At 58.2% G+C, this 19148-nt stretch carries 16 protein-coding genes and 2 pseudogenes; 12 read left to right on the plus strand and 6 right to left on the minus strand.

Annotated elements, in window-relative coordinates:
• Nucleotides 1-5: 5 nt before the first annotated feature.
• From ACVTFQ_RS28985 to ACVTFQ_RS29000, 4 genes are all read right to left on the minus strand, one after another.
• The gene (locus ACVTFQ_RS28985) at nt 6-839 is read right to left on the minus strand and encodes an ABC transporter permease (RefSeq protein WP_113177646.1); all 834 of its coding nucleotides are present in this window, start codon (nt 837-839) and stop codon (nt 6-8) included.
• Nucleotides 836-1645: an ABC transporter ATP-binding protein gene (locus tag ACVTFQ_RS28990; RefSeq protein WP_409527926.1), complete on the minus strand. Its 810-nt coding sequence runs from the start codon at nt 1643-1645 to the stop codon at nt 836-838. Before ACVTFQ_RS28990 ends, ACVTFQ_RS28985 begins: the two co-directional genes overlap by 4 nt.
• 8 nt (nt 1646-1653) lie before the next feature.
• On the minus strand, nt 1654-2688 hold the full coding sequence (locus ACVTFQ_RS28995; protein ID WP_113177650.1) for an ABC transporter substrate-binding protein: 1035 nt from the start codon (nt 2686-2688) through the stop codon (nt 1654-1656).
• A 737-nt stretch (nt 2689-3425) separates the two neighbouring features.
• A complete protein-coding gene (locus ACVTFQ_RS29000) occupies nt 3426-4280 on the minus strand; it encodes a LysR substrate-binding domain-containing protein (RefSeq protein WP_113177652.1) in 855 nt (284 codons plus the stop codon).
• Nucleotides 4281-4368: 88 nt separating this feature from the next.
• On the opposite strand from ACVTFQ_RS29000, the gene ACVTFQ_RS29005 reads away from it, so the two are divergent.
• The 3 genes from ACVTFQ_RS29005 to ACVTFQ_RS29015 all read left to right on the plus strand — a co-directional run bounded on the left by ACVTFQ_RS29005 (nt 4369) and on the right by ACVTFQ_RS29015 (nt 6733).
• Nucleotides 4369-5070: a haloacid dehalogenase type II gene (locus ACVTFQ_RS29005; RefSeq protein ID WP_113177654.1), complete on the plus strand. Its 702-nt coding sequence runs from the start codon at nt 4369-4371 to the stop codon at nt 5068-5070.
• Nucleotides 5071-5084: 14 nt separating this feature from the next.
• A complete protein-coding gene (locus ACVTFQ_RS29010; protein ID WP_283193626.1) occupies nt 5085-5876 on the plus strand; it encodes an aldolase in 792 nt (263 codons plus the stop codon).
• A gap of 185 nt (nt 5877-6061) precedes the next feature.
• A complete protein-coding gene (locus ACVTFQ_RS29015; protein WP_283193627.1) occupies nt 6062-6733 on the plus strand; it encodes a GNAT family N-acetyltransferase in 672 nt (223 codons plus the stop codon).
• Between the two features lie 223 nt (nt 6734-6956).
• Here ACVTFQ_RS29015 and ACVTFQ_RS29020 read toward each other — a convergent pair whose 3' ends face one another.
• Complete coding sequence (locus ACVTFQ_RS29020) at nt 6957-7169, minus strand: hypothetical protein (protein WP_162746483.1); 213 nt, start codon at nt 7167-7169, stop codon at nt 6957-6959.
• Nucleotides 7170-7746: 577 nt separating this feature from the next.
• Between ACVTFQ_RS29020 and ACVTFQ_RS29025 the strand changes: the two are divergent.
• The 8 genes and pseudogenes from ACVTFQ_RS29025 to ACVTFQ_RS29060 form a co-directional block, all read left to right on the plus strand.
• Nucleotides 7747-8773: pseudogene (locus ACVTFQ_RS29025) on the plus strand (MFS transporter); the annotation flags it as partial.
• Nucleotides 8774-8950: 177 nt separating this feature from the next.
• Entirely contained in the window at nt 8951-9628 is a 678-nt protein-coding gene (locus tag ACVTFQ_RS29030; protein ID WP_111564219.1) for a YoaK family protein, read from the plus strand.
• A 44-nt stretch (nt 9629-9672) separates the two neighbouring features.
• Entirely contained in the window at nt 9673-10098 is a 426-nt protein-coding gene (locus ACVTFQ_RS29035) for a DUF1622 domain-containing protein (protein WP_111564218.1), read from the plus strand.
• Between the two features lie 32 nt (nt 10099-10130).
• Nucleotides 10131-11172: pseudogene (locus ACVTFQ_RS29040) on the plus strand (LLM class flavin-dependent oxidoreductase).
• A gap of 329 nt (nt 11173-11501) precedes the next feature.
• The gene (locus ACVTFQ_RS29045) at nt 11502-12680 is read left to right on the plus strand and encodes an alkene reductase (RefSeq protein WP_470424369.1); all 1179 of its coding nucleotides are present in this window, start codon (nt 11502-11504) and stop codon (nt 12678-12680) included.
• Nucleotides 12681-12792: 112 nt separating this feature from the next.
• Entirely contained in the window at nt 12793-14172 is a 1380-nt protein-coding gene (locus tag ACVTFQ_RS29050) for a cytochrome c (RefSeq protein ID WP_470424370.1), read from the plus strand.
• A complete protein-coding gene (locus ACVTFQ_RS29055) occupies nt 14169-14642 on the plus strand; it encodes a (2Fe-2S)-binding protein (protein ID WP_111564215.1) in 474 nt (157 codons plus the stop codon). Before ACVTFQ_RS29050 ends, ACVTFQ_RS29055 begins: the two co-directional genes overlap by 4 nt.
• Nucleotides 14639-16882: a molybdopterin cofactor-binding domain-containing protein gene (locus ACVTFQ_RS29060; RefSeq protein ID WP_111564214.1), complete on the plus strand. Its 2244-nt coding sequence runs from the start codon at nt 14639-14641 to the stop codon at nt 16880-16882. Before ACVTFQ_RS29055 ends, ACVTFQ_RS29060 begins: the two co-directional genes overlap by 4 nt.
• 4 nt (nt 16883-16886) lie before the next feature.
• Here ACVTFQ_RS29060 and ACVTFQ_RS29065 read toward each other — a convergent pair whose 3' ends face one another.
• Nucleotides 16887-17807 carry a LysR family transcriptional regulator gene (locus tag ACVTFQ_RS29065; RefSeq protein ID WP_111564213.1) on the minus strand — a complete coding sequence of 307 codons (921 nt, stop codon included), beginning with the start codon at nt 17805-17807 and terminating at the stop codon, nt 16887-16889.
• 105 nt (nt 17808-17912) lie between these two features.
• On the opposite strand from ACVTFQ_RS29065, the gene ACVTFQ_RS29070 reads away from it, so the two are divergent.
• On the plus strand, nt 17913-19148 hold the full coding sequence (locus ACVTFQ_RS29070) for an MFS transporter (protein ID WP_112980589.1): 1236 nt from the start codon (nt 17913-17915) through the stop codon (nt 19146-19148).

Genomic DNA, 19148 nt, shown 5'->3' on the forward strand with positions numbered 1-19148 from the left:
ATGCGTTAATGCTGCCCGGCGGGCTTCCAGCGCACGACCTTGGTTTCGACGACCGAAACGATGAAGAAAAGCACCACCGCCAGCAAAGCGGCGATCACCACTGTTGCGTAAAGAAGCGGCGAACGGAAATTGTAGGTCGCCTCGATGATTAGCGCGCCGAGCCCAAAACTCGATCCGATCCATTCCGCAACGATTGCACCCATGACGCTGCTGGTGGCGGCGATCTTTAGCGCCGCAAACAGGAACGGCAGGGAACTCGGAATGCGCACCTTCCAGAGGATTTCCGATTGGCTTGCAGAGAGAACCCGCATCAGGTCCAGCATGGCGGGCGGCGCGGAACGCAGCCCCTGCACCATGTTGACCAGCGTCGGAAAGAAACAGATCAGGCCCGCGATGATGATTTTTGGCGTGATCCCGTTTCCGAAGATCAAGACCAGAATAGGCGCAAGCGCAATGATTGGGATCGCCTTGACGAATACCGCAATGGGATAAAACGCCTTTTCGGCGACTTTGCTGTGCACGAACCAGATTGCGAGCAGGATGGCGACGAGATTGCCGAAAATGAAGCCGAGCACAGCCTCCAGCAACGTCGGCAGAAAGTTGCGCATCAGCGTCGCGGCATTGTCCCGCAGGGCAAACACCACCTCGACCGGGCTCGGCGCCATGAATGTCGGGATCTTGAAGACCCAGACGACCAGCTGCCAGAGGACGATACAGCCGACGGCCGCGACAATCGCCGGAATGTTTCTCGAAAGAACGCCGACCGTTGCATCGATCAGCGCGATCTTGCGCGGGACGGCGCCCATGCCGCGCTGTCCTGTTTGTACCACGTCGCTCATAGGCATTCCTCCAGGAGCGAGCGCAAATGCGCCGTGACCTTGATGAACTCCACCGTGTCGCGCATCGCAAGCGAACGCGGATAGGGAAGGTCCACTTTCATGAATTCCTTCACGCGGCCGGGATGAGCCTGCAGCATCAGGACGTACTGGCCGAGGAAAGCGGCTTCCGGAATGGAATGGGTGACGAACAGGATCGTCGTTCCCGTTTCCTGCCACAGCCGCAGCAGCTCCTCGTTCAGCTTGTCGCGGGTGATTTCGTCCAGTGCACCGAACGGTTCGTCCATCAAAAGAATTCGCGGACGAGTTACCAGGGCGCGGGCAATCGCCACGCGCTGCCGCATCCCGCCGGAAAGCTCGTGCGGCAAGGCGTTCTCGCGTCCCTTGAGGCCGACCATTTCAATCAGCTTGTAAGGATCGGCATAGGAGGACTTGTCGTGTTTTCCGACTTCGAGCGGCAAGCACACATTGTCGATGACGCTGCGCCAGGGAAGCAGGGTCGCGTCCTGGAAAACGAAGGCGAAATCGCGTGCCTCCCGCGCTTGCTGCGGCCCGCGCCCGAGAACGGAGACCGAGCCGGCGCTTATATGGACGAGATCCGCGACACAGCGCAGAAGGGTCGACTTGCCACAGCCCGATGGCCCTAGCATGGTGACAAAGGCCCCTTGTGGGATATCCACCGTTACATCGGAGAGAGCTGTAAACTCGTTATCTTTGTCGCCGAAGCGGATATCGAGATGACTGACCGCAACCGCCAGACCTGATTCGTCTGGCACAGGCGCAGGCCGTTTGGCTGATGTCGCTCCCATCATGACCCTCATCCGACCTTTTTGCGGATAGCCGCGGTTGCCTCAAGAATGGACATGGTCGCGACGTCGTCGACAGTCGGCACCGCTCCGGCAAACTGCTTGAGGTCGGCATAGGCCTTGATCTGCGCCGCCCAGTTTTCCTTGCTCATCGCGCCCCAGCCGGTTTCCTTGGTGCTGTCGCCGAAGGAGAAATCGATCACCGAACGCACGGCCTTGAGTTCGCTTGCCTTGTCCAGATTGGGATAGGCTTCGACAAGCATGTCGACCGCTTCTTCCGGATTGTCGCGGACATAACCCCATCCCTTGGCCGCAGCGGTGGTGAAGCGAACCAACACGTTGCTATGCTCATCGAGCTGCTGATCGGTCGTATAATATACGTTGGCGTAGAGCTGCAGGCCGGCATCCCAGAGCATCATGTCGACGCGATCGTCACCGAGCACGGCAAGAGCGTTCGTGTTCGTCACCCAACCGGACACCGCATCGGCCTGGCCGGTGAGCAGCTGGTTCATGTCGGAGCCCATATTGACGATCTTCACCTGGCTTTCTGCAATGCCGTTCTTTGCCAGGAGAGCCTTGAGAAGGACCATCGAGGTCGGCGGCGTCGCAATCGTTTTGCCAATCATGTCCTGCGGCGTCCTGATAGGCTTGGCCTGTTTCGAGAAATACGTAAAAGGATGCTTGCGGTAGCCCGCGAGGAAAGCCTTGACCGGAACGCCGGCGGAACGCGCCAGCATGATCGACGGGCTTGAGGAGAGCTGACCTATGGTCGACTGCCCGGCTGCGACACCGGCGACGCCATCGACATTCGGCCCACCCGGAACGATGGTAAGCGTGACGCCCTGTTCCTTGAAGAATCCCTTTTTCATCGCGGCGACTTCGCCAATCACGCCATTGGAGGCGAGCCATCCGAGCTGCATCCGCACCGCGGCCTCATCGCTGGCATGGCCGGCACGGACGCCAATAAACGTCTGGGCCGCGGCAAGACCCCCGACTAAGGCAGAATTGGATAGGAAACGGCGACGATCCATCATTAATTGAGACATGCTGATAGTTCCCCTATTGATTGGGCGATCAGACTTTTCGTCTTTTATCCACCAATGAAGCGGATGATGAGGGAATTTGGCGTTCTAATAAAGAACAATTATGCGCACTTTGAATTGCCGAAAAGGCAACGCTATTTGACCCTGGTGGCTCGCCCGATAAATGAGCTTGTCAGCTTCCAGACGCCTCGTTAGTGAAAAGTGTCGTTCGGGGCGCCGCCTCGCCTAGACTAGATCGGTAAGAACAAGTTGATCTTTGAACGGTGACATTGCCTTGGCGCAACGATTGTCCGAACAAGTTGGCGCGCCACCTTAAAAGCCTGTCCAAACATGTTTCACGTCTGGGATAGCTTTGCCAACCTTATGGCCAAAGCAGTCGAGGCGTTAAGCCGCACTTGAATCAGCTTCGGGGCCCTCGAAAAGGCCATGCGCTCCCATGTCTCATTTCTGTCAGTTAACGGCTATTCTGAAGTGGAAGCTCTTGCGCAGCATGTTAGAGACAAGGTAGCCCCAGCCACGGATCGGAGAGGTCGTGGGTTCGACCACCGTATGCACATGCAGCCACCTGGGTCTCGCTCTCGAGGTGACGCCGACTGACATCGAAACGAAATTCCCTTCCGTTCATATAACATCGGTGGTCTCCTCGGTTGGCCGCTGGGCTTTCGGTAAACTTCGGTTACGCAACTTGTTCGGGCACCTTGACTGCGAGCGGCACGCGAGCAGCGATCGACTGGACACCGCTACGACAACATATCAGCCAAAAAATTCCCGACGGACTGAGCCTCTGACGAGAGACTCGCCCGTCCTTTAACCAGTGCGATTTCGGATGCCGGCTGATCGTCGAAGCCATCCTCCGGTCCGAGTTCCCGATGTTCAGGAAGTATGGCATCGGAAGGCAGGAGACTGATGCCAAGACCAGAAGCGACGGCTGCTTGTACCCCCATCAAACCCTGGCTCGTATAAGCAATCCGCCAACGCCGACCGCTGCGCTCGATAGCGCGGATGGCGCGATCCCGATAGATGCAGCCGACGGGAAATACCGCGAGGGGCACGGGATCGGCCTCGGCGGAGCGCGTGGCACTTTCCACCCAGATCAATTGTTCTTTCCAGCTGGCAAGACATTCCCCATTTCCGGGCTCACGCTTGATCAATGCCAGATCAATCTCGCCCGCATCCAGCAGGCGGCGAAGCTCCGTGCTCCAGCCGCTGACCGTATCAAGCCTGATATGGGGTGACGCGGCGGAAAATCCCGACAGCAGGTCAATCAGGCGACGCCCGGCAAAATCCTCCGGCACCCCGAGGCGCACGGTTCGGGGTGCCGAAGGTTCGCGCATCACCTCGGCGGCTTCCTCCGCGGTTGCCAGTATCCTGCGCGCATAGCTCAGCAGCAGTTCCCCGGCCTCAGTTGTCTCGACGGTTCCGGAAGATTTGTTCCGATGCAGCAGCCAGCTGCCCATATTGACCTCCAGCTTCTTGATCTGCTGGCTCACCGTCGATTGCGTCAGGTGCACCCGCTCGGCAGCCTTGGTAAAGCCGCCGCAGTCGACGACGGCGGCAAAGGTTTTCAGGAGGTCCAGATCGAAGCCGAAGCTCATTTGATTTGCCAATGATAGGGATAATAAGATTTAATTTCTCAATCTACGCAGGTTTTGTCAATCTTGGGAAAACGCTAGGAGAACATATATGAACTTGACCGGACCCAAGCCGGGCTGGCTGACCTTTGATTGTTACGGAACCCTGATCCAGTGGGACGAGGGCCTGTTGGCGGCGATGGACAGGATACTGTCCGCAAAAGGCGGCGATATCGATCAGAAGATTTTCATCGCGGTTTATGACCGGCATGAACATGCGCTGGAAGTGGAGCGCCCTCACCGAACGTTTGCCGAGGTCAGCGCCCTTGCGCTGGAACGGGCCATGAGCGAATTCGGCCTTGCGTTCGAGGCTACGGATGCCGATATCCTGACCTCCTCCATCGGCAGGATGCCTCCATTTCCCGAGGTCGTGGCAACGTTGGAAACGTTGAAGGCCGCCGGTTTCCGCCTTGCGATCATCTCGAACACTGACGACGCTATCATCGCCGGAAATGTCGCCCAGCTTGGCGGTTCCATCGACCGTGTCATCACGGCTGAGCAGGCCGGTGCTTACAAGCCCTCCAGCCAGATTTTTCATCATGCCTGGAACAGCTTTGGCATCGGCATGAACGATCTCGTCCATATATGCGCCAGCCCGCATCTGGATCTCGCCGCAGCGCGTGAGCTTGGATTTCGCACGGTCTGGGTTGACCGCGGCACGTGCCGCAAACCACTGTCTGACTACCAGCCCAATGCAATCGTCCCGACGCTCGACAGGGTGACGGCCATCCTTCTTGCGGCAGGTTGGATGTAACTCAAGGGGAAAGCATGGCGCATGAACTGAATATTTCCAAGTTGAACCACAGTCTCAGTTATAATCTGAAGATGTATAGCGACGAGATATGGCAGGCAAGGGTTGATCTTGCTGCTTGCCTGCGCATGGCTTCTCGCCTGGGTCTTGAAGAGGGGATCTGCAACCATTTCTCGGCCGTTGTGCCCGGTCACCCAGATCTCTTCATCGTCAACCGCCTCGGCTGGGCGTTTCAGGAGGCAACCGCTTCATCACTGCTGATCTGTGATTTCGAAGGCAATGTGGTTGCAGGCGATGGAGTGCCAGAGGCGACCGCCTTTTACATTCATGCGCGGCTGCACAAGATGTCACCGCGGGTGGGCGCTGCCTTCCATACCCATATGCCAAATGCAACAGCGCTCAGCATGGTGGAAGGCGAGCCGTTGGTCTGGGCAGGACAGACGGCCCTCAAGTTCTACGGCCGTGTCGCGGTGGATGAAAACTACAACGGTCTCGCGCTCGATGAGAGCGAGGGTGACAGGATCGCCTCCGTGCTTGGTGACAAGGATATCCTGTTCATGAAGAACCATGGCGTCATGGTTTGTGCGCCCAACATCGCTGAAGCCTGGGATGATCTCTACTATCTCGAACGAGCGGCCGAAGTTCAGTTGAAGGCGATGAGCTCTGGCCGCAAGCTCCTGCCGGTTTTGCCTGATGTCGCAGCCGAAGCGGCGCGACAGATGCGGGAAGGGGACCCTGAAAGCGCCAGTATGCATCTGCAGAGCATCCGTCGGGTGCTGGACCAGGAAGCGCCGGGATACCGCGACTGATAGTTAATTCGAGCCGTCAGGCACGTCTAGAAATCCTTCAGCCGATCTGACTGATTTCAGGGGCAGGAGCTTGGTAGGTGTGGTTCAAGGGTAACTGTCGCCATGCACTCGCAAAAGAGACGAAAGCGAAAGCAAGCGGCGGTAAAAATTGTGGCTAATCCCGACCCGCGTTTGGAGTTTTACCAATGACTGACTTTAGAAACTGGAATGGTGTACCTGCTCCAGAAAAAATAGCTATGGAGGGGCGCTATGTGCGTCTCGAGCCACTGAACGTCGACACACATGGTGACCAATTGTTCGATGCCGTCTGTGGGCCAGACGCCGAACGGCTGCATCGCTGGCTTCCAGACGTCGTGCCGGAAGATAAGAACGCCTTTCGGAACTGGTTGGAAGAAAAAGCGGTATCCATCGATCCCCTTTTTTTCGTCGTCCTTGACAAGGAAACCGACAGGGTGGTGGGGCGCCAAGCTTTGATGGATATCAGCACCGCGCACGGTTCTGCGGAGATCGGGCATATTTTATGGGGCCCAGGAATGGCCGGCACACGCCTCGCTACCGAAGCTTTCTTTCTGTTTGCGGACTATATCTTTAAGCTAGGATATCGTCGTTATCAGTGGCGATGTAATTCGCGAAATGCGCCTTCTCGGAAGGCGGCCGAACGGTACGGATACCAATTTGAGGGCATATTCCGACAGAACATGGTGGTTAAAGGCGAGAGCCGCGACACCGCCTGGTTTTCGATCATTGATTCCGAATGGGAAGCATTGCGTCGGGGTTATCTCAAATGGCTAGATCCCGAGAATTTTGAAAAAGACGGCCAGCAGAGAATACCGCTTCGCCAAGCATTTAAACAGTAGGTGCTACTTCCCCTGCTCGCTATTTCGAGAGACTTTTAGAAGCCGCCACCCCCTTCATTTAGACTGGTGGCTAGGCTGACCTCTCTTAGTCCTTTGCTCGTCGAGAACAGCATCGCATTCGGCGGGTTCTTAATCAGCGGGGACCTACCGACGGCTTATTGTCATAACGAAAGACGAGCTTTCAAAGTTAGCCCTCTGCCTACCTTCAGGCAGAGCGTGCCGATCACAGTGGCCAATCCCGCATTGTCAGCACCCATGAGCAGCCATCACACGAAAGCGCCAGTTTCTTCAGTTCCTCGACGAGCACATCAAACACGATCCGGCAGCGCGCGCTGCCCCGTAGACCCTCGTGCATTACAACCCAGGTTTCTAGGTCAAAGTTGAACCGATCGGGAAGCACCCGCACCAGCTCAGGATCCGCGGCGATGATCGGCACCTGGCAGATACCAATACCAAAGGCTGCCCGGATCGCTGCAAGCTGGGCGACGTCGCTGTCGACGCGCAGCGCAAAGGCACTCGGGTTATGGCCGGGTAGCGCTGCGCGACCGCCCGGATCGCAGGCGTTTCGGTATCGAAGCCAATCGGATCATGGTTCGCAAGTGCCCCCATGCTGTTGAGAACGCCCCGGCGCTCGAGGTATCGGCGATGCGCATGTAAACCGATGGATATGACGCCGATCCTTTTCGCCACCTGGGCCTGCTGCTCGGGTTGAACCATGCGGATCGCGATATCCGCTTTGCGCTGGAGGAGATCGTCAAGGGAATTCGAAAGCGAGAGTTCGATCGCGATTGCGGGTGGTCTTCGCGCAGCCGCGTCAGGATCGAGGGCAGATGTTTGATGCCCACGATTTCGCTCGCGCTGATACGCACGGTCCCACTGACTTCACCGGCGCACCCCTCGGCCGTGCGAAGGAATGCCGCCGACACGGAGGCCAACGATTCCGCAAGCCGTCTAATCTCCAGCGCGGCGTCGGTCGGCGACAGACCGCGCCGCGTGCGGACGAAGAGTGCCGTTCGCTGGTCTGGTGGCCGCGGGCTAAGAACGCCAACGATGCGCTCCAGGAGAACTTCTTCGGCGCATTCCGGGCAGGCCTTCGCTACACCCGCTCAAGCCGGCCACTGCATGTCGTGCTGTTGCGTGCCGCGATCTTCTTCGCCTTCGCCAGCGCCGTTTGGGCACTTTTGCCCCTCGTAGCCCGCCAGTTGCTCGGTGGTGACGCCAGCTTCCATGGCATTCTGCTGGGCGCGGTCGGCGCCGACGCGATCGGCGGTGCACTGGTCATGCCGAAACTGCGCGAACGCCTGAGTTCAGATGGCCTACTACTTGGCGCGGCGGTTCTCACCGTCATCGTCATGGCCGTCCTATCGCTCGCTCCGCCAAAGATCGTCGCCATCGTTGCGCTTCTTTTCCTTGGTGGCGCATGGATCACCGCGCTGACGACACTGAATGGCGCCGCGCAGGCTGTGCTCCCGAACTGGGTGCGTGGTCGTGGTCTTTCCGTCTATCTGACCGTCTTCAACGGTGTGATGACGGCAGGCAGCCTTGGCTGGGGCGCCGTCGGTACCGCGGTCGGCATCCAGACGAGCCTGTTCATCGGTGCGGCCGGTCTTCTCGTGGCAGGCTTCATCATGCACCGTATCAAGCTTCCGGCCGGCGATGCCGACATGGTACCGTCCAACCATTGGCCCGAGCCGCTCGTTGCCGAGCCCTTTTGCCCATGATCGTGGTCCGGTCCTGATCCTGATCGAATACAAGATCGAGAGGCAGCATCGCAGCGCCTTCCTGTATGCGCTCGATACACTCTCCCAGGAACGGCGCCGCGACGGAGCCTATGGATGGGGTGTCACCGAAGACAGTGCCGATCCGGAAAAGATCGTCGAATGGTTCATGGTGGAATCCTGGGCCGAGCACCTTCGCCAGCACAAGCGGGTTTCCAATGCCGACGCCGACCTACAGGGCAAGGTGCTGACCTACCATGTCGGACCCGAAAAGCCGGTCGTCCGGCATTTCCTGACGATCAATCGGCCAGGTGCTGCATAACGATACCAGCATCAGAACAAATGGCAGGGCGGCTTCGGTCGCCCTTTTCATTATGTCGCGCGGCGCAATAAATTCGAAACTATTGATACAATTGTTGAACGGAGGATTTGCGGGCAAAACTGGGGCATATCGCGAGACAGAACATCGCGATACCAGATTTTAGATAAGAGAACAGCGATGAAAACTCCCCCCCTTCCGACCCTCCTGAGCTTCAACGGCGGTTATGTCGATACCCTTGGCTTCCTGTCGCTGTCCGGCCTGTTTACCGCGCATGTCACGGGTAACTTCGTGACGCTTGGCGCAAGCATGGCGCACGGTCTGGATGGCGCATGGTCAAAACTCCTGGCACTGCCGGTGTTCTGCCTGGTCGTCTTTGCCTCACGGCTGGTCTGCCTGAAACTGCCGAGCCAAAATCGCTCGCCGATCCGTCCGATGCTTGTGGTCAAGCTCTTGCTATTCGTCGGCGTTGCCGCCTACGCGCTCTATCACGGTCCGTTCCGGGCAGACGAAGGCGTCGCCACTCTTACGGTCGGCATGGCGCTGGTTTCCGCGATGGCCATTCAGAACGGGCTTCACAAGGCGCATCTGTCGAAAGCGCCGCCATCGACACTGATGACCGGCACGACCACGCAAATCATGCTGGATCTTGCCGACATTCTGGCCGATCCGAAAGCCGACGAGGTTGCAACGGCCAAGGCGCGGATAAAGAAGATGGCGGCTGCCGTGGCGACTTTTGCCCTTGGCTGCGGCTTTGGTGCCGTCGGCTACATGTACGCACCCGCTGTCGCTTTCACCCTGCCTGCTGTCATAGCGGTCGTCGCTCTGTTTGCAAGCAGCGCGGCAGCCGAATCCTGAAACCTTACCAGCTTCTGCTCTGTTGAATTGAAGAGGAAATCATCATGGATATCGGCAGTGAGGCAAGCGGTATCGCCAACCTGATAGCACCCATTCTCAAGCCCTTGGCTACCGGTCTGGAATTCTTCGGCGTGGGTGTGATCCTGGTCGGCGTTCTGGTCGCAACCGTCGGATACATCAGGGATGTCTTCTCGATCGACCAACGCGAGGCCTATGAGCGCTACCGCGCCAATCTCGGCCGCGGGATCTTGTTGGGACTGGAGATCCTGATCGGTGCTGACATCATAGCGACCATCATCGCACCACTGACCTGGGAAAGCGTCGGACTTCTCGGACTGATCGTGCTCATCCGGACATTTCTCAGTTTTTCCCTTGAAGCCGAGATCGATGGCCAGTGGCCGTGGACGAAAAATGCGACCTCGTCAGCAGGATCCGGCTCGCCCTCATCGTCACTCCCAGCTGTGCGCTAACAACGTCTTCTTTTATCCGATTGGAACATATCATGACACAACCCTTGGAATTCGGCCTCGATACGTTCGGCGATGTCACAACAGGCCCTGACGGAGACCTGCTTGCGCAGCCGCAGGTAATCCGCAATGTGGTCGAAGAGGCAGTTCTGGCTGACCGGCACGGCATCGACTTCTTCGGTGTCGGCGAACACCACCGCAAGGATTTTGCCATCTCCGCGCCGGAGGTGGTGTTGGCTGCCATTGCGGCTCAGACCAGCAAGATACGGCTCGGCTCCGCCGTCACCGTTCTCAGTTCAGACGACCCGATCCGTGTGTTTCAGCGGTTCTCGACACTCGATGCGATTTCGAACGGGCGCGCCGAAGTCATTCTCGGCCGCGGTTCGTTTATCGAGTCCTTCCCACTCTTCGGCTACGACCTGTCGAAATACGAGGAACTGTTTAAAGAGAAACTCGATCTGTTCTCGGAGATCGTCTCCAAAGACGTCGTCAATTATCGCGGTGACTGGCGCGCGCCGCTGGAGGATCAGCGCATCTATCCGCCCATCGGAGACGGTCGGCTTAAAACCTGGATCGGTGTCGGCGGTAGCCCGGAGTCCGTCATACGTGCAGTCCGGTATGATATGAATCTGATGCTGGCCATCATCGGTGGCGATCCAGCCCGGTTTGTGCCCTATGTCGAGCTCTACAAAAAGGCTTCCGACCAAGCTGGGAACGCTCGGCGCTATTGGCGTCCATTCACCAGGCTATATAGCCGAAAGCGATGAGCAGGCTCGCCGTGACCTGTTCCCACATTTCAAGAAGATCCGGGACCGGCTCGGCAAGGAACGTGGCTGGCCGCCGGTGACCGAGCAGGATTTTGAGAACGAGATCGAACATGGTTCGCTGTATGCGGGATCGGCGGAGACCGTGGCCCAAAAGATCGCAACCACCGTCCGGACGCTTGGGATATCACGGTTCCAGATGAAGTATTCTGCTGGTCCCATGGATCACGACAAACTTATGCAGAGCATTGAACTTTATGGATCAAAGGTCGTGCCGCTGGCGCGCACCTTGCTCGACGAGTCCCCGAAGTGAAAGCGAGTAAAGAGTTATTCATGTCAAATATGCCCTCACCACCGCTCCAAATCGGCCAGCTATAGTATGGATCACCAATGAAAACGGGCAGGCAGAATTTGCCTGTCGGCAAAGGAGGGGATTCTGTCAATCGGCGCGATCGGTGTTTCATAGGCCGGATTTCTTTCCGACGCGACTGCCGGCATGGTTAGAGCCAGGGAAATGTTGGTGCCTACTGTCGGACTGAAAAGGGGCACCGGCATCATTGTAACGGAAACCGATATGCCGGCTGATCATTTATAACCACTACAGCGTCGATCGTTGTGAAGTTAGATTGCAGGTCTCGGGCCATGTATCAAAACTTCAAATTGAAAGACAAAGCCGTGAACGCCAACATTTTTTCTCCTATAGAAATAGCAGGGCTAACCTTGCGTCATCGTATTGCGATGGCACCCCTGACCCGTTCTCGCGCCGGGCAACCAGGTAACGTGCCGACCACGATGAATGTGGAATATTATCGTCAGCGTGCGGGCGCCGGCCTGATCATTACCGAGGCGACGCAAATCTCGCAGCAAGCACAGGGTTACGCCTGGACGCCGGGTATCTATACGCCTGAGCAAATCGCCGGCTGGCTTGAGGTCAGCAAAGCCGTTCACGAAGAGGGCGGGGTAATATTCCAACAGCTCTGGCACGTCGGACGCGTCTCTCATCCAAGCTTCCAACCGAACGGCGGGCTGCCGGTGGCCCCGACCACAATGCCGGTGCCTGGAAAAACGTTCATTGTTGATGAAACGGGCAAGGGCGTCTGGGGAGAGATCCCGGAGCCGCAGGAACTGACCACAAGTGGCATCAAGACGATCATTGCCGACTATGTCACAGCGTCCCGGAACGCTATCGCTGCCGGTATGGACGGCGTGGAGATCCATGCGGGCAACGGCTATCTCTTGGACCAGTTCATCAACAGCAACAGCAATCATCGCATGGATGAATATGGCGGCTCGACAGAAAACCGCGCGCGGCTGCTTCTGGAAGTCACCGATGCAATCTCCAAGGAAATTGGTGCCAGTAGGGTGGGTGTCCGTTTGACGCCAATGGGGCGTTTCATGGGGATGGGAGACGACACTCCGGAAGAAACATTTGGCTACATTGCCGAAGAGCTCAGCAAACGCAGCCTTGCATATCTTCATCTGGTGGAGCCGGAAATTGTCGGAACCGTTCTCGATGAGAATTACGACCCTCGTTGGGACAGCATCATGAAGCTGCTTCGCGAGCGGTTCAAAGGCCCCCTGATTTTGGCGGGTGGCTTCACTTACGAGAAAGCCCAGGCAGCAATTGCCGAGGGACGCGGCGATGTTATCGCATTCGGACGGCTGTTCATCGCAAACCCTGATCTTCCGGATCGCTTGCGCACGAGAGCTCCCTTGAACGAGCCTGACAGTTCAACGTTTTTCGGCGGCGACAGTCGCGGATATGTGGACTATCCAGCCCTCATCCACGCGGCTGCCGAAACCGGTGCGGGAAACGGCTGACTGAAAAAGCGAGGTCGGTCCTAAACCGAGGTATAGGTCGTTCAAACCAAAGTGCGATTTCGCCATCCGCCGAGGCTGTTAAACCTTCACAAATCGATTTCTGGATGACGGCATGGATGCTGAGGCAACGGTGCGCTCAGTCTTTGCGCCTGCCACAGCGATGCTGTCAGACAGATCGTCGCCTGCATTCGTAATACAGAGGCAAGTCCATATGCATTACAGTAAACGCACACTGCAGGCGGGGGCCTCAATCCTTGGCCTCGCGATCACCGTGGGCTTTGGGGTCTTTGGGTGGATCGCCTACGAACCGGAACTTTCGACAATCCCGCCCCCTGATCGGGCTTCGATTCCGCCGGCTCTGATCCGCAAGGGTGAGCAGTTGGCGACCGTAGGCGACTGTATCGTCTGCCACACCGCCGATGACGGCCCGGCGCTTGCCGGTTCGCGGCCGTTGACTACGCCATTTGGAACTCTTTATTCCAACAACATCACGCCGGATCCTGAAACTGGGATCGGCAACTGGTCGGCAGATGCGTTTCGCCGCGCGATGAAGGATGGCGTCGCCCGCGATGGCAGCCATCTCTATCCAGCACTCCCCTATGAACATTTCACGCGCGTCACAGATGCAGATCTCGATGCTATCTACGCGTTTCTAATGAGCCGCGAGCCGGTCAAGGAGAGCGCTCCTCCAAACGAACTTCTCCCTGGTCTGGGCTTTCGTCCACTTCTTGCCGGCTGGAAACTGTTGTTTCTGCGGCACGAAGCGACGGTCTCCGAACCCATGGAAAGCAGCGAATGGAACCGTGGAAAATACCTGGTCGACGGGCTCGCCCATTGCGGAGGTTGCCACACGCCCCGAAACATCCTGGGCGGGGAAAAGTGGGCGGACGAGTTTGCTGGGGGTGTTGCGGAAGGTTGGAACGCGCCACCTCTGGACGCTTCCAACCCGTCAGCTGATCGCTGGAACGTCGATACGCTTCAAGCCTATCTGAAAACCGGGACTGCGAAGGGCCACAGCACGGCAGCTGGCCCGATGGGGCCAGTGACCGAGGGCCTGTCGAGGCTCAACGATGCCGACGTACGGGCGATTGCCGTTTACATCAATACGACAATTCATTCCGGTACCACGCCGTCTTCGACGGTGACGCCGCCCGCCATCGCTGGGCTGCCGGACGCTCGGACAAACCTGTTCGATGGTGCGTGTGGCGGATGTCACGAGCCATCCGCGCCGATGGGCAGGCAAGGGCGCCCGCTGCTTTCAGAGACGTCGGACATGAACGCGAAAGACCCCCGCAATGCGGTTCAGGCCGTCCTGCAGGGCATAAGGGATCCGTCCAGCGACGCTCCGTTCATGCCGTCGTTTGCCGACAATCTCACCGATAGACAGATCGCGGACCTGCTGGCCTACGGCCGATCGCGCTTCACAACGCAACCACCCTGGCCGCCTCTTGAAGACACCGTTCGCGATATTCGCAAGGAGAACGCACAATGACGACATCGATCACGGTCAACGGAAAGAGACACCAGGTCGATAGCGACACAGATACACCGCTTCTTTACGTGCTGCGGAACGATCTGGAACTCAACGGCGCCAAATACGGTTGCGGGCTTGGGCAGTGCGGCGCCTGCACTGTTCATATCGACGGCAAGGCAGTCTTTTCCTGCCTCACTCCGCTAGGCGCGATTGGCGAAAGGTCGGTTCGAACGATTGAAGGCCTCGGCTCTGTCGACGCTCCAGGCGTTTTGCAAAAGGCGTTTCAGGATGAGCAAGCCGCGCAGTGTGGTTACTGTATCGCTGGCATGATCATGCGTGCGCAGACCCTTTTGGACAAGATCCCCAATCCGAGCGATGATGAAATCCGCGACCATCTGCAACCCAACCTCTGCCGTTGCGGCACCCATGCGAGGATCCTCCGCGCCGTCCGGCGCGCCAGCGACGTCATGGCAGGAGTGGCCAGATGAGCGCGATCACCAGACGATCTTTTCTGGCGGCCAGCGGTATCGCGGTAGCATTCGCTCTCGCAAGACCTGCACGAGCCCAGTTGGCCGGAGGCGGAGAAGGGGGCGCCGGCCCGGCTATTGTCAATGCCGACCTGCCAGGCAGCCTGAAATCCTGGCCCTATCTTGACGCCTGGATACAGCTCGATCAAAACGGGAAAGCCACCGTCTTCACGGGTAAGGCCGAGCTCGGACAGGGAATACGGACAGCGTTGACGCAGGTAGCTGCGGAAGAACTCGATCTTCCTCCTTCCAAAGTCACACTTGTCACGGTCGATACATTGCGCACACCGGACGAAGGGCTGACGGCAGGCAGTCATTCCATGCAGGACAGTGGCACCGCGATCCGCAACGCTGCTGCAAACGTGCGCATGCTCCTGCTCGCGAAAGCCGCCGCAACGCTCGGGGTCGCAGAGGCCGATGTTGCTACAAAGGGGAATGGAACCATTGTCGCAGCCGATGGCCGCAGCCTTGGGTATGGCGAGATTGCCGCGGCGGTATCGCTGCATGTGGAAGCGCTGCCCAATGCACCTCTTCGCCAGAAAGGCCAGTTTCGGACGATGGGTTTCAACCTACCGAGGCTGGATATCCCGGCAAAGACGACCGGGGGGGAGGCGTTCATACAGGACATGCGCCTGCCGGGAATGCTGCATGCCCGGGTCATTCGCGGTCCAAGCATAGGCACACGGCTGAAGCTTCCGCCGGATAGCGAAATCGAAGCTATGGACGGCGTTGTTAAGTTTGTCCGCAACGGCGATTTTGCGGCAGTCGTCTCCCGGCGCGAGTGGGATGCTGTCAAGCTGATGCGGAGACTGCAAGCCTTACCGTACACGGCCGCGAACGAACCTCTTCCCTCGGGAGGAGTCGCCGAGACATTGAAGGCGCTGCCTGCACGCGACATCGTCATACTGGATACGAGTACACCGACTGCTGACCCCAAGCATTCTGTCAGCCAAAGTTTTACCAGAAACTGGATCAGCCATGGGTCGATTGGACCCTCCTGCGCGTTGGCATGGCTGCAAGACGATCAGCTCACAATATGGACACACAGTCAGGGGACGTTTGACGTCAGGCGTGTGGCCGCGGAGCTTCTCAATCGCCCGATAGAAACCATACGCGCCATCCACGTCGAAGGCGCCGGTTGCTATGGACAGAACGGCGCGGATGACGTTGCTGCGGAAGCTGCCCTGATTGCCGCATCGATGCCGGGCAAGCCTATCCGGTTACAATGGATGCGAGAGCAAGAGTTCGGCTGGGAACCACTTGGTCCGGGAATGGTGACGGAAGTCGACGCCGCCATCGATGCCGGCGACCGGATCGTCAAATGGAACTACGATGTCTGGAGCAATCCTCACAACAACCGGCCGGTCGGGGCGGGCGGCGTGCTTGTTGGAAACGAGGTGGCGCAATCGTTTCCTATTCCGGAGGGCAAGCCGATCCCAATGCCGGAAGGCGACGGCAGCCGCAACTCGAACCCGCTCTACGATTTGCCAAACACGCATGTCATCTACCACTTCATCAAGGACATGCCGATACGGGTTTCCGCGCTGAGGTCGCTCGGAGCGCACCTGAACGTGTTTTCTATCGAAAGCATGTTTGATGAACTTGCGTTGAAGGCTGGAGTGGATCCGCTGGATATGCGGTTGGCTCACATGGCCGACGACCGAGCACGAAGCGTCATGCTGACCGCCTCGGAAGCCTTCGGCTGGAAAACTCGCAAGAAAACTTCGCCGCTGCAAGGGTTCGGCATGGCGTTCGCGCGTTACAAAAATCTGGGCGCCTATTGCGCCGTGTTCATGGAAATCACAGTCGAGCGCGACACGGGTCGCCTGACAGTTCGAAGGGTCCAGGCTGATGTGGACTGCGGCGAGGTCGTTTCTCCGGACGGTGTCCATAATCAAGTTGAAGGGGCGATTATTCAATCGTTGAGCTGGTGCACCCGCGAAGCATCGGGCAATGACGGCACTCTGCGCACAGCCTTCGATTGGAGCACCTATCCAATTTTACGCTTCCGCGACGTACCTGAAAAGATTGCTGTCACCGTCCAGCAGCAGCCGGGAAAGCCTTTCCTGGGCGTAGCCGAGTGTGGACAAGGCCCAGCTTCCGCAGCACTTGCGAATGCACTGGCTGATGCCACCGGTGTCAGATTCACTCACATGCCGATCACTGCCGAGAAAGTAAGAGCCGCGATTGTAACCCTCTAGCAGATCAAGTTGCGACTTGGCCCCCTTGATCAGCATAGGCGGCGAAGGCTTCCTGCAGTGCCAGGACGAATACCCGCACCTTAGGCAAGACCAGCCGCGTGGTGGGATACACTGCCCAGATTGGCATGTTCTCTGGCGCGCCGTCGGCGAGAGTGACAGCCACAAGCCGGCCCGCCCGCAGGTCATCGCGGACGGCCCAGTGCGACAATAACGCAATGCCGCCGCCCGCCAGGCAGGCGGCATGGCAGATGGCAATACTGCTCGACGAAAAACGCGCATGAACGCGGATATGTTTTTCCCGCTCACTTTCCGGCGCCCTCTCGTCCCGCATCGTCCAATGACTAATGCCGTTAAGCGGAAGGCAATCGTGCAAAGCCAAATCACCCACGAAAGCCGGCTGGCCACGTCGCTGAAGATAATCGGGTGCTGCTACCAGAAGCCGCGGATTGTCGGCCAGTTTTTGAGCGATCAAGCTGTTGTCGCGCAAATGAGCAATGCGGATGGCGAGATCGATACCAGTCGCGACCAGATCAGGAAGTGTGTCGGTAACGTCGAGCGAGATGCGCAGCTCGGGATTTTCCATCAGCAGACGGGGCACAAGCGGCGCCACAAATGTAAGGCCGAAGGCCGCGGATACCGAAACGCGCAGCAATCCGCCCGCGCCCCGGCCATCGGACCTCAACCGCGATGTGGCCTCCTGCTCATTGTCGATGATCGACCGGGCATAGGGCAGAAAGGTTTCGCCTTCTGGTGTCAGCGACAACGCGCGGGTGGTGCGGTGCATCAGCCGTATGCCGAGCGATGTTTCGAGCGCAGCCAGCCGACGGCTTGCAGCCATGGCCGGGATGCCCAGCCGGCGGGCTGCTTCTGCAAGGCTGCCAGCGTCGACGGCAGTGGTGAAAACGCGCAAATCATCGGTATTCATTATAACGAGTCTCGATATTCGGGCCAAACAATCGGACCCACTAAAACTGATTAAGATTAAATTATAGAAAAGTGGCTGACGAAACCACCCTGGAGAGACATCGAAATGAAAACTTTACAAAACTCGAAAGCATCACCCTTACCCAGTGACGTGACCGCCAAAGGAACCCGTAAACTCGGCCTGCTGGCCATGGCGGCCGCCAGCGGTATCGCTGTTGCCAATATCTATTATAACCAGCCGATGCTCGGTATAATCGAGGCGGAGTTTCCTGGGCAGTCCGCGGCGACGTTGATCCCGACCGCAACCCAACTCGGTTATGCGCTCGGCCTGTTTCTGTTGCTGCCGCTGGGCGATATCCTCCATCGCAAACCGCTGATCGTCGGTCAGTTTGTCGTGCTGGCTGTCGCCTTGGCTCTGGCTGCAATTGCGCCGACAGCCTGGATGTTGGTCATGGCCTCGCTCGTCGTTGGCGCGAGCGCCACGGTGGCGCAGCAGATTGTTCCGTTTGCGGCGTCACTGGCAACACCGGAAAAGCGCGGTGCCACGATAGGCACTGTCATGGCCGGCGTGCTGTCAGGGATCCTTTTCAGCCGCACGTTGTCCGGCTTTGTCGCAGAGCACGGCGGCTGGCGTGAAATGTTCTGGATCGGGGTACCGCTGGCTCTGGTCGCCGCCGTCTTGATGTTCGTGACTTTGCCCCATCACCGGGCAACCTCCAGCATGCCCTATGGTAAGGCGCTCCGCTCGCTCGCACATCTCTGGACACGCTTGCCAACGCTGCGCACGGCGACATTCGTTCAAGCTGCTCTGTTTGCCTCGTTCACGGCGTTCTGGACTATTCTGGCACTCTACCTCCAGGGACCGCGTTTCAATCTTGGAGCCGATGTGGCCGGTCTGTTCGGCATTGTTGGCGCCGTGGGCGTCTTCGCAGCACCGCTCGCCGGTCGCGTCGCCGACAAGCATGGCCCGTCCTTCGTGGTGTGGTGTGGTGCTATCCTGACGCTGGTTGCATGGGTGGTGTTCGGTCTTTGGGGCGCGATTGCCGGTCTAATCGTCGGCGTCATCGTATTGGATTTCGGTATCCAGAGTGCGCTCGTCTCGAACCAGCACCTCATTTATGCGCTCGACCAGCAAGCCCGTAGCCGTCTGAATACCATCTTCATGACGGGCATGTTCCTTGGTGGCTCATTTGGTTCGGCAGTCGCTACCGTCGCGTGGAGTCAAGGAGAATGGACCGGCGTCAGCATCTTGGGTGGAATGCTCGCCCTCATCGCGCTTTTGGTTCTGGTCCTCGGCAACCGACGCTCAGGCGCTGCCTTCAGCGAACAAGAAGGACGCTAA

Source organism: Rhizobium sp. O111 (assembly GCF_055616315.1).

Coding starts and splice junctions, on each gene's coding strand:
- ACVTFQ_RS29070 (WP_112980589.1), top strand. CDS start 17,913: ATGAAAACTTTACAAAACTCGAAAGCATCACCCTTACCCAGTGACGTG.
- ACVTFQ_RS28995 (WP_113177650.1), bottom strand. CDS start 2,688: ATGTCTCAATTAATGATGGATCGTCGCCGTTTCCTATCCAATTCTGCC.
- ACVTFQ_RS29035 (WP_111564218.1), top strand. CDS start 9,673: ATGGATATCGGCAGTGAGGCAAGCGGTATCGCCAACCTGATAGCACCC.
- ACVTFQ_RS29015 (WP_283193627.1), top strand. CDS start 6,062: ATGACTGACTTTAGAAACTGGAATGGTGTACCTGCTCCAGAAAAAATA.
- ACVTFQ_RS29005 (WP_113177654.1), top strand. CDS start 4,369: ATGAACTTGACCGGACCCAAGCCGGGCTGGCTGACCTTTGATTGTTAC.
- ACVTFQ_RS29050 (WP_470424370.1), top strand. CDS start 12,793: ATGGATGCTGAGGCAACGGTGCGCTCAGTCTTTGCGCCTGCCACAGCG.
- ACVTFQ_RS29010 (WP_283193626.1), top strand. CDS start 5,085: ATGGCGCATGAACTGAATATTTCCAAGTTGAACCACAGTCTCAGTTAT.
- ACVTFQ_RS29060 (WP_111564214.1), top strand. CDS start 14,639: ATGAGCGCGATCACCAGACGATCTTTTCTGGCGGCCAGCGGTATCGCG.
- ACVTFQ_RS28985 (WP_113177646.1), bottom strand. CDS start 839: ATGAGCGACGTGGTACAAACAGGACAGCGCGGCATGGGCGCCGTCCCG.
- ACVTFQ_RS29030 (WP_111564219.1), top strand. CDS start 8,951: ATGAAAACTCCCCCCCTTCCGACCCTCCTGAGCTTCAACGGCGGTTAT.
- ACVTFQ_RS29065 (WP_111564213.1), bottom strand. CDS start 17,807: ATGAATACCGATGATTTGCGCGTTTTCACCACTGCCGTCGACGCTGGC.
- ACVTFQ_RS29055 (WP_111564215.1), top strand. CDS start 14,169: ATGACGACATCGATCACGGTCAACGGAAAGAGACACCAGGTCGATAGC.
- ACVTFQ_RS29045 (WP_470424369.1), top strand. CDS start 11,502: ATGTATCAAAACTTCAAATTGAAAGACAAAGCCGTGAACGCCAACATT.
- ACVTFQ_RS29000 (WP_113177652.1), bottom strand. CDS start 4,280: ATGAGCTTCGGCTTCGATCTGGACCTCCTGAAAACCTTTGCCGCCGTC.
- ACVTFQ_RS28990 (WP_409527926.1), bottom strand. CDS start 1,645: ATGGGAGCGACATCAGCCAAACGGCCTGCGCCTGTGCCAGACGAATCA.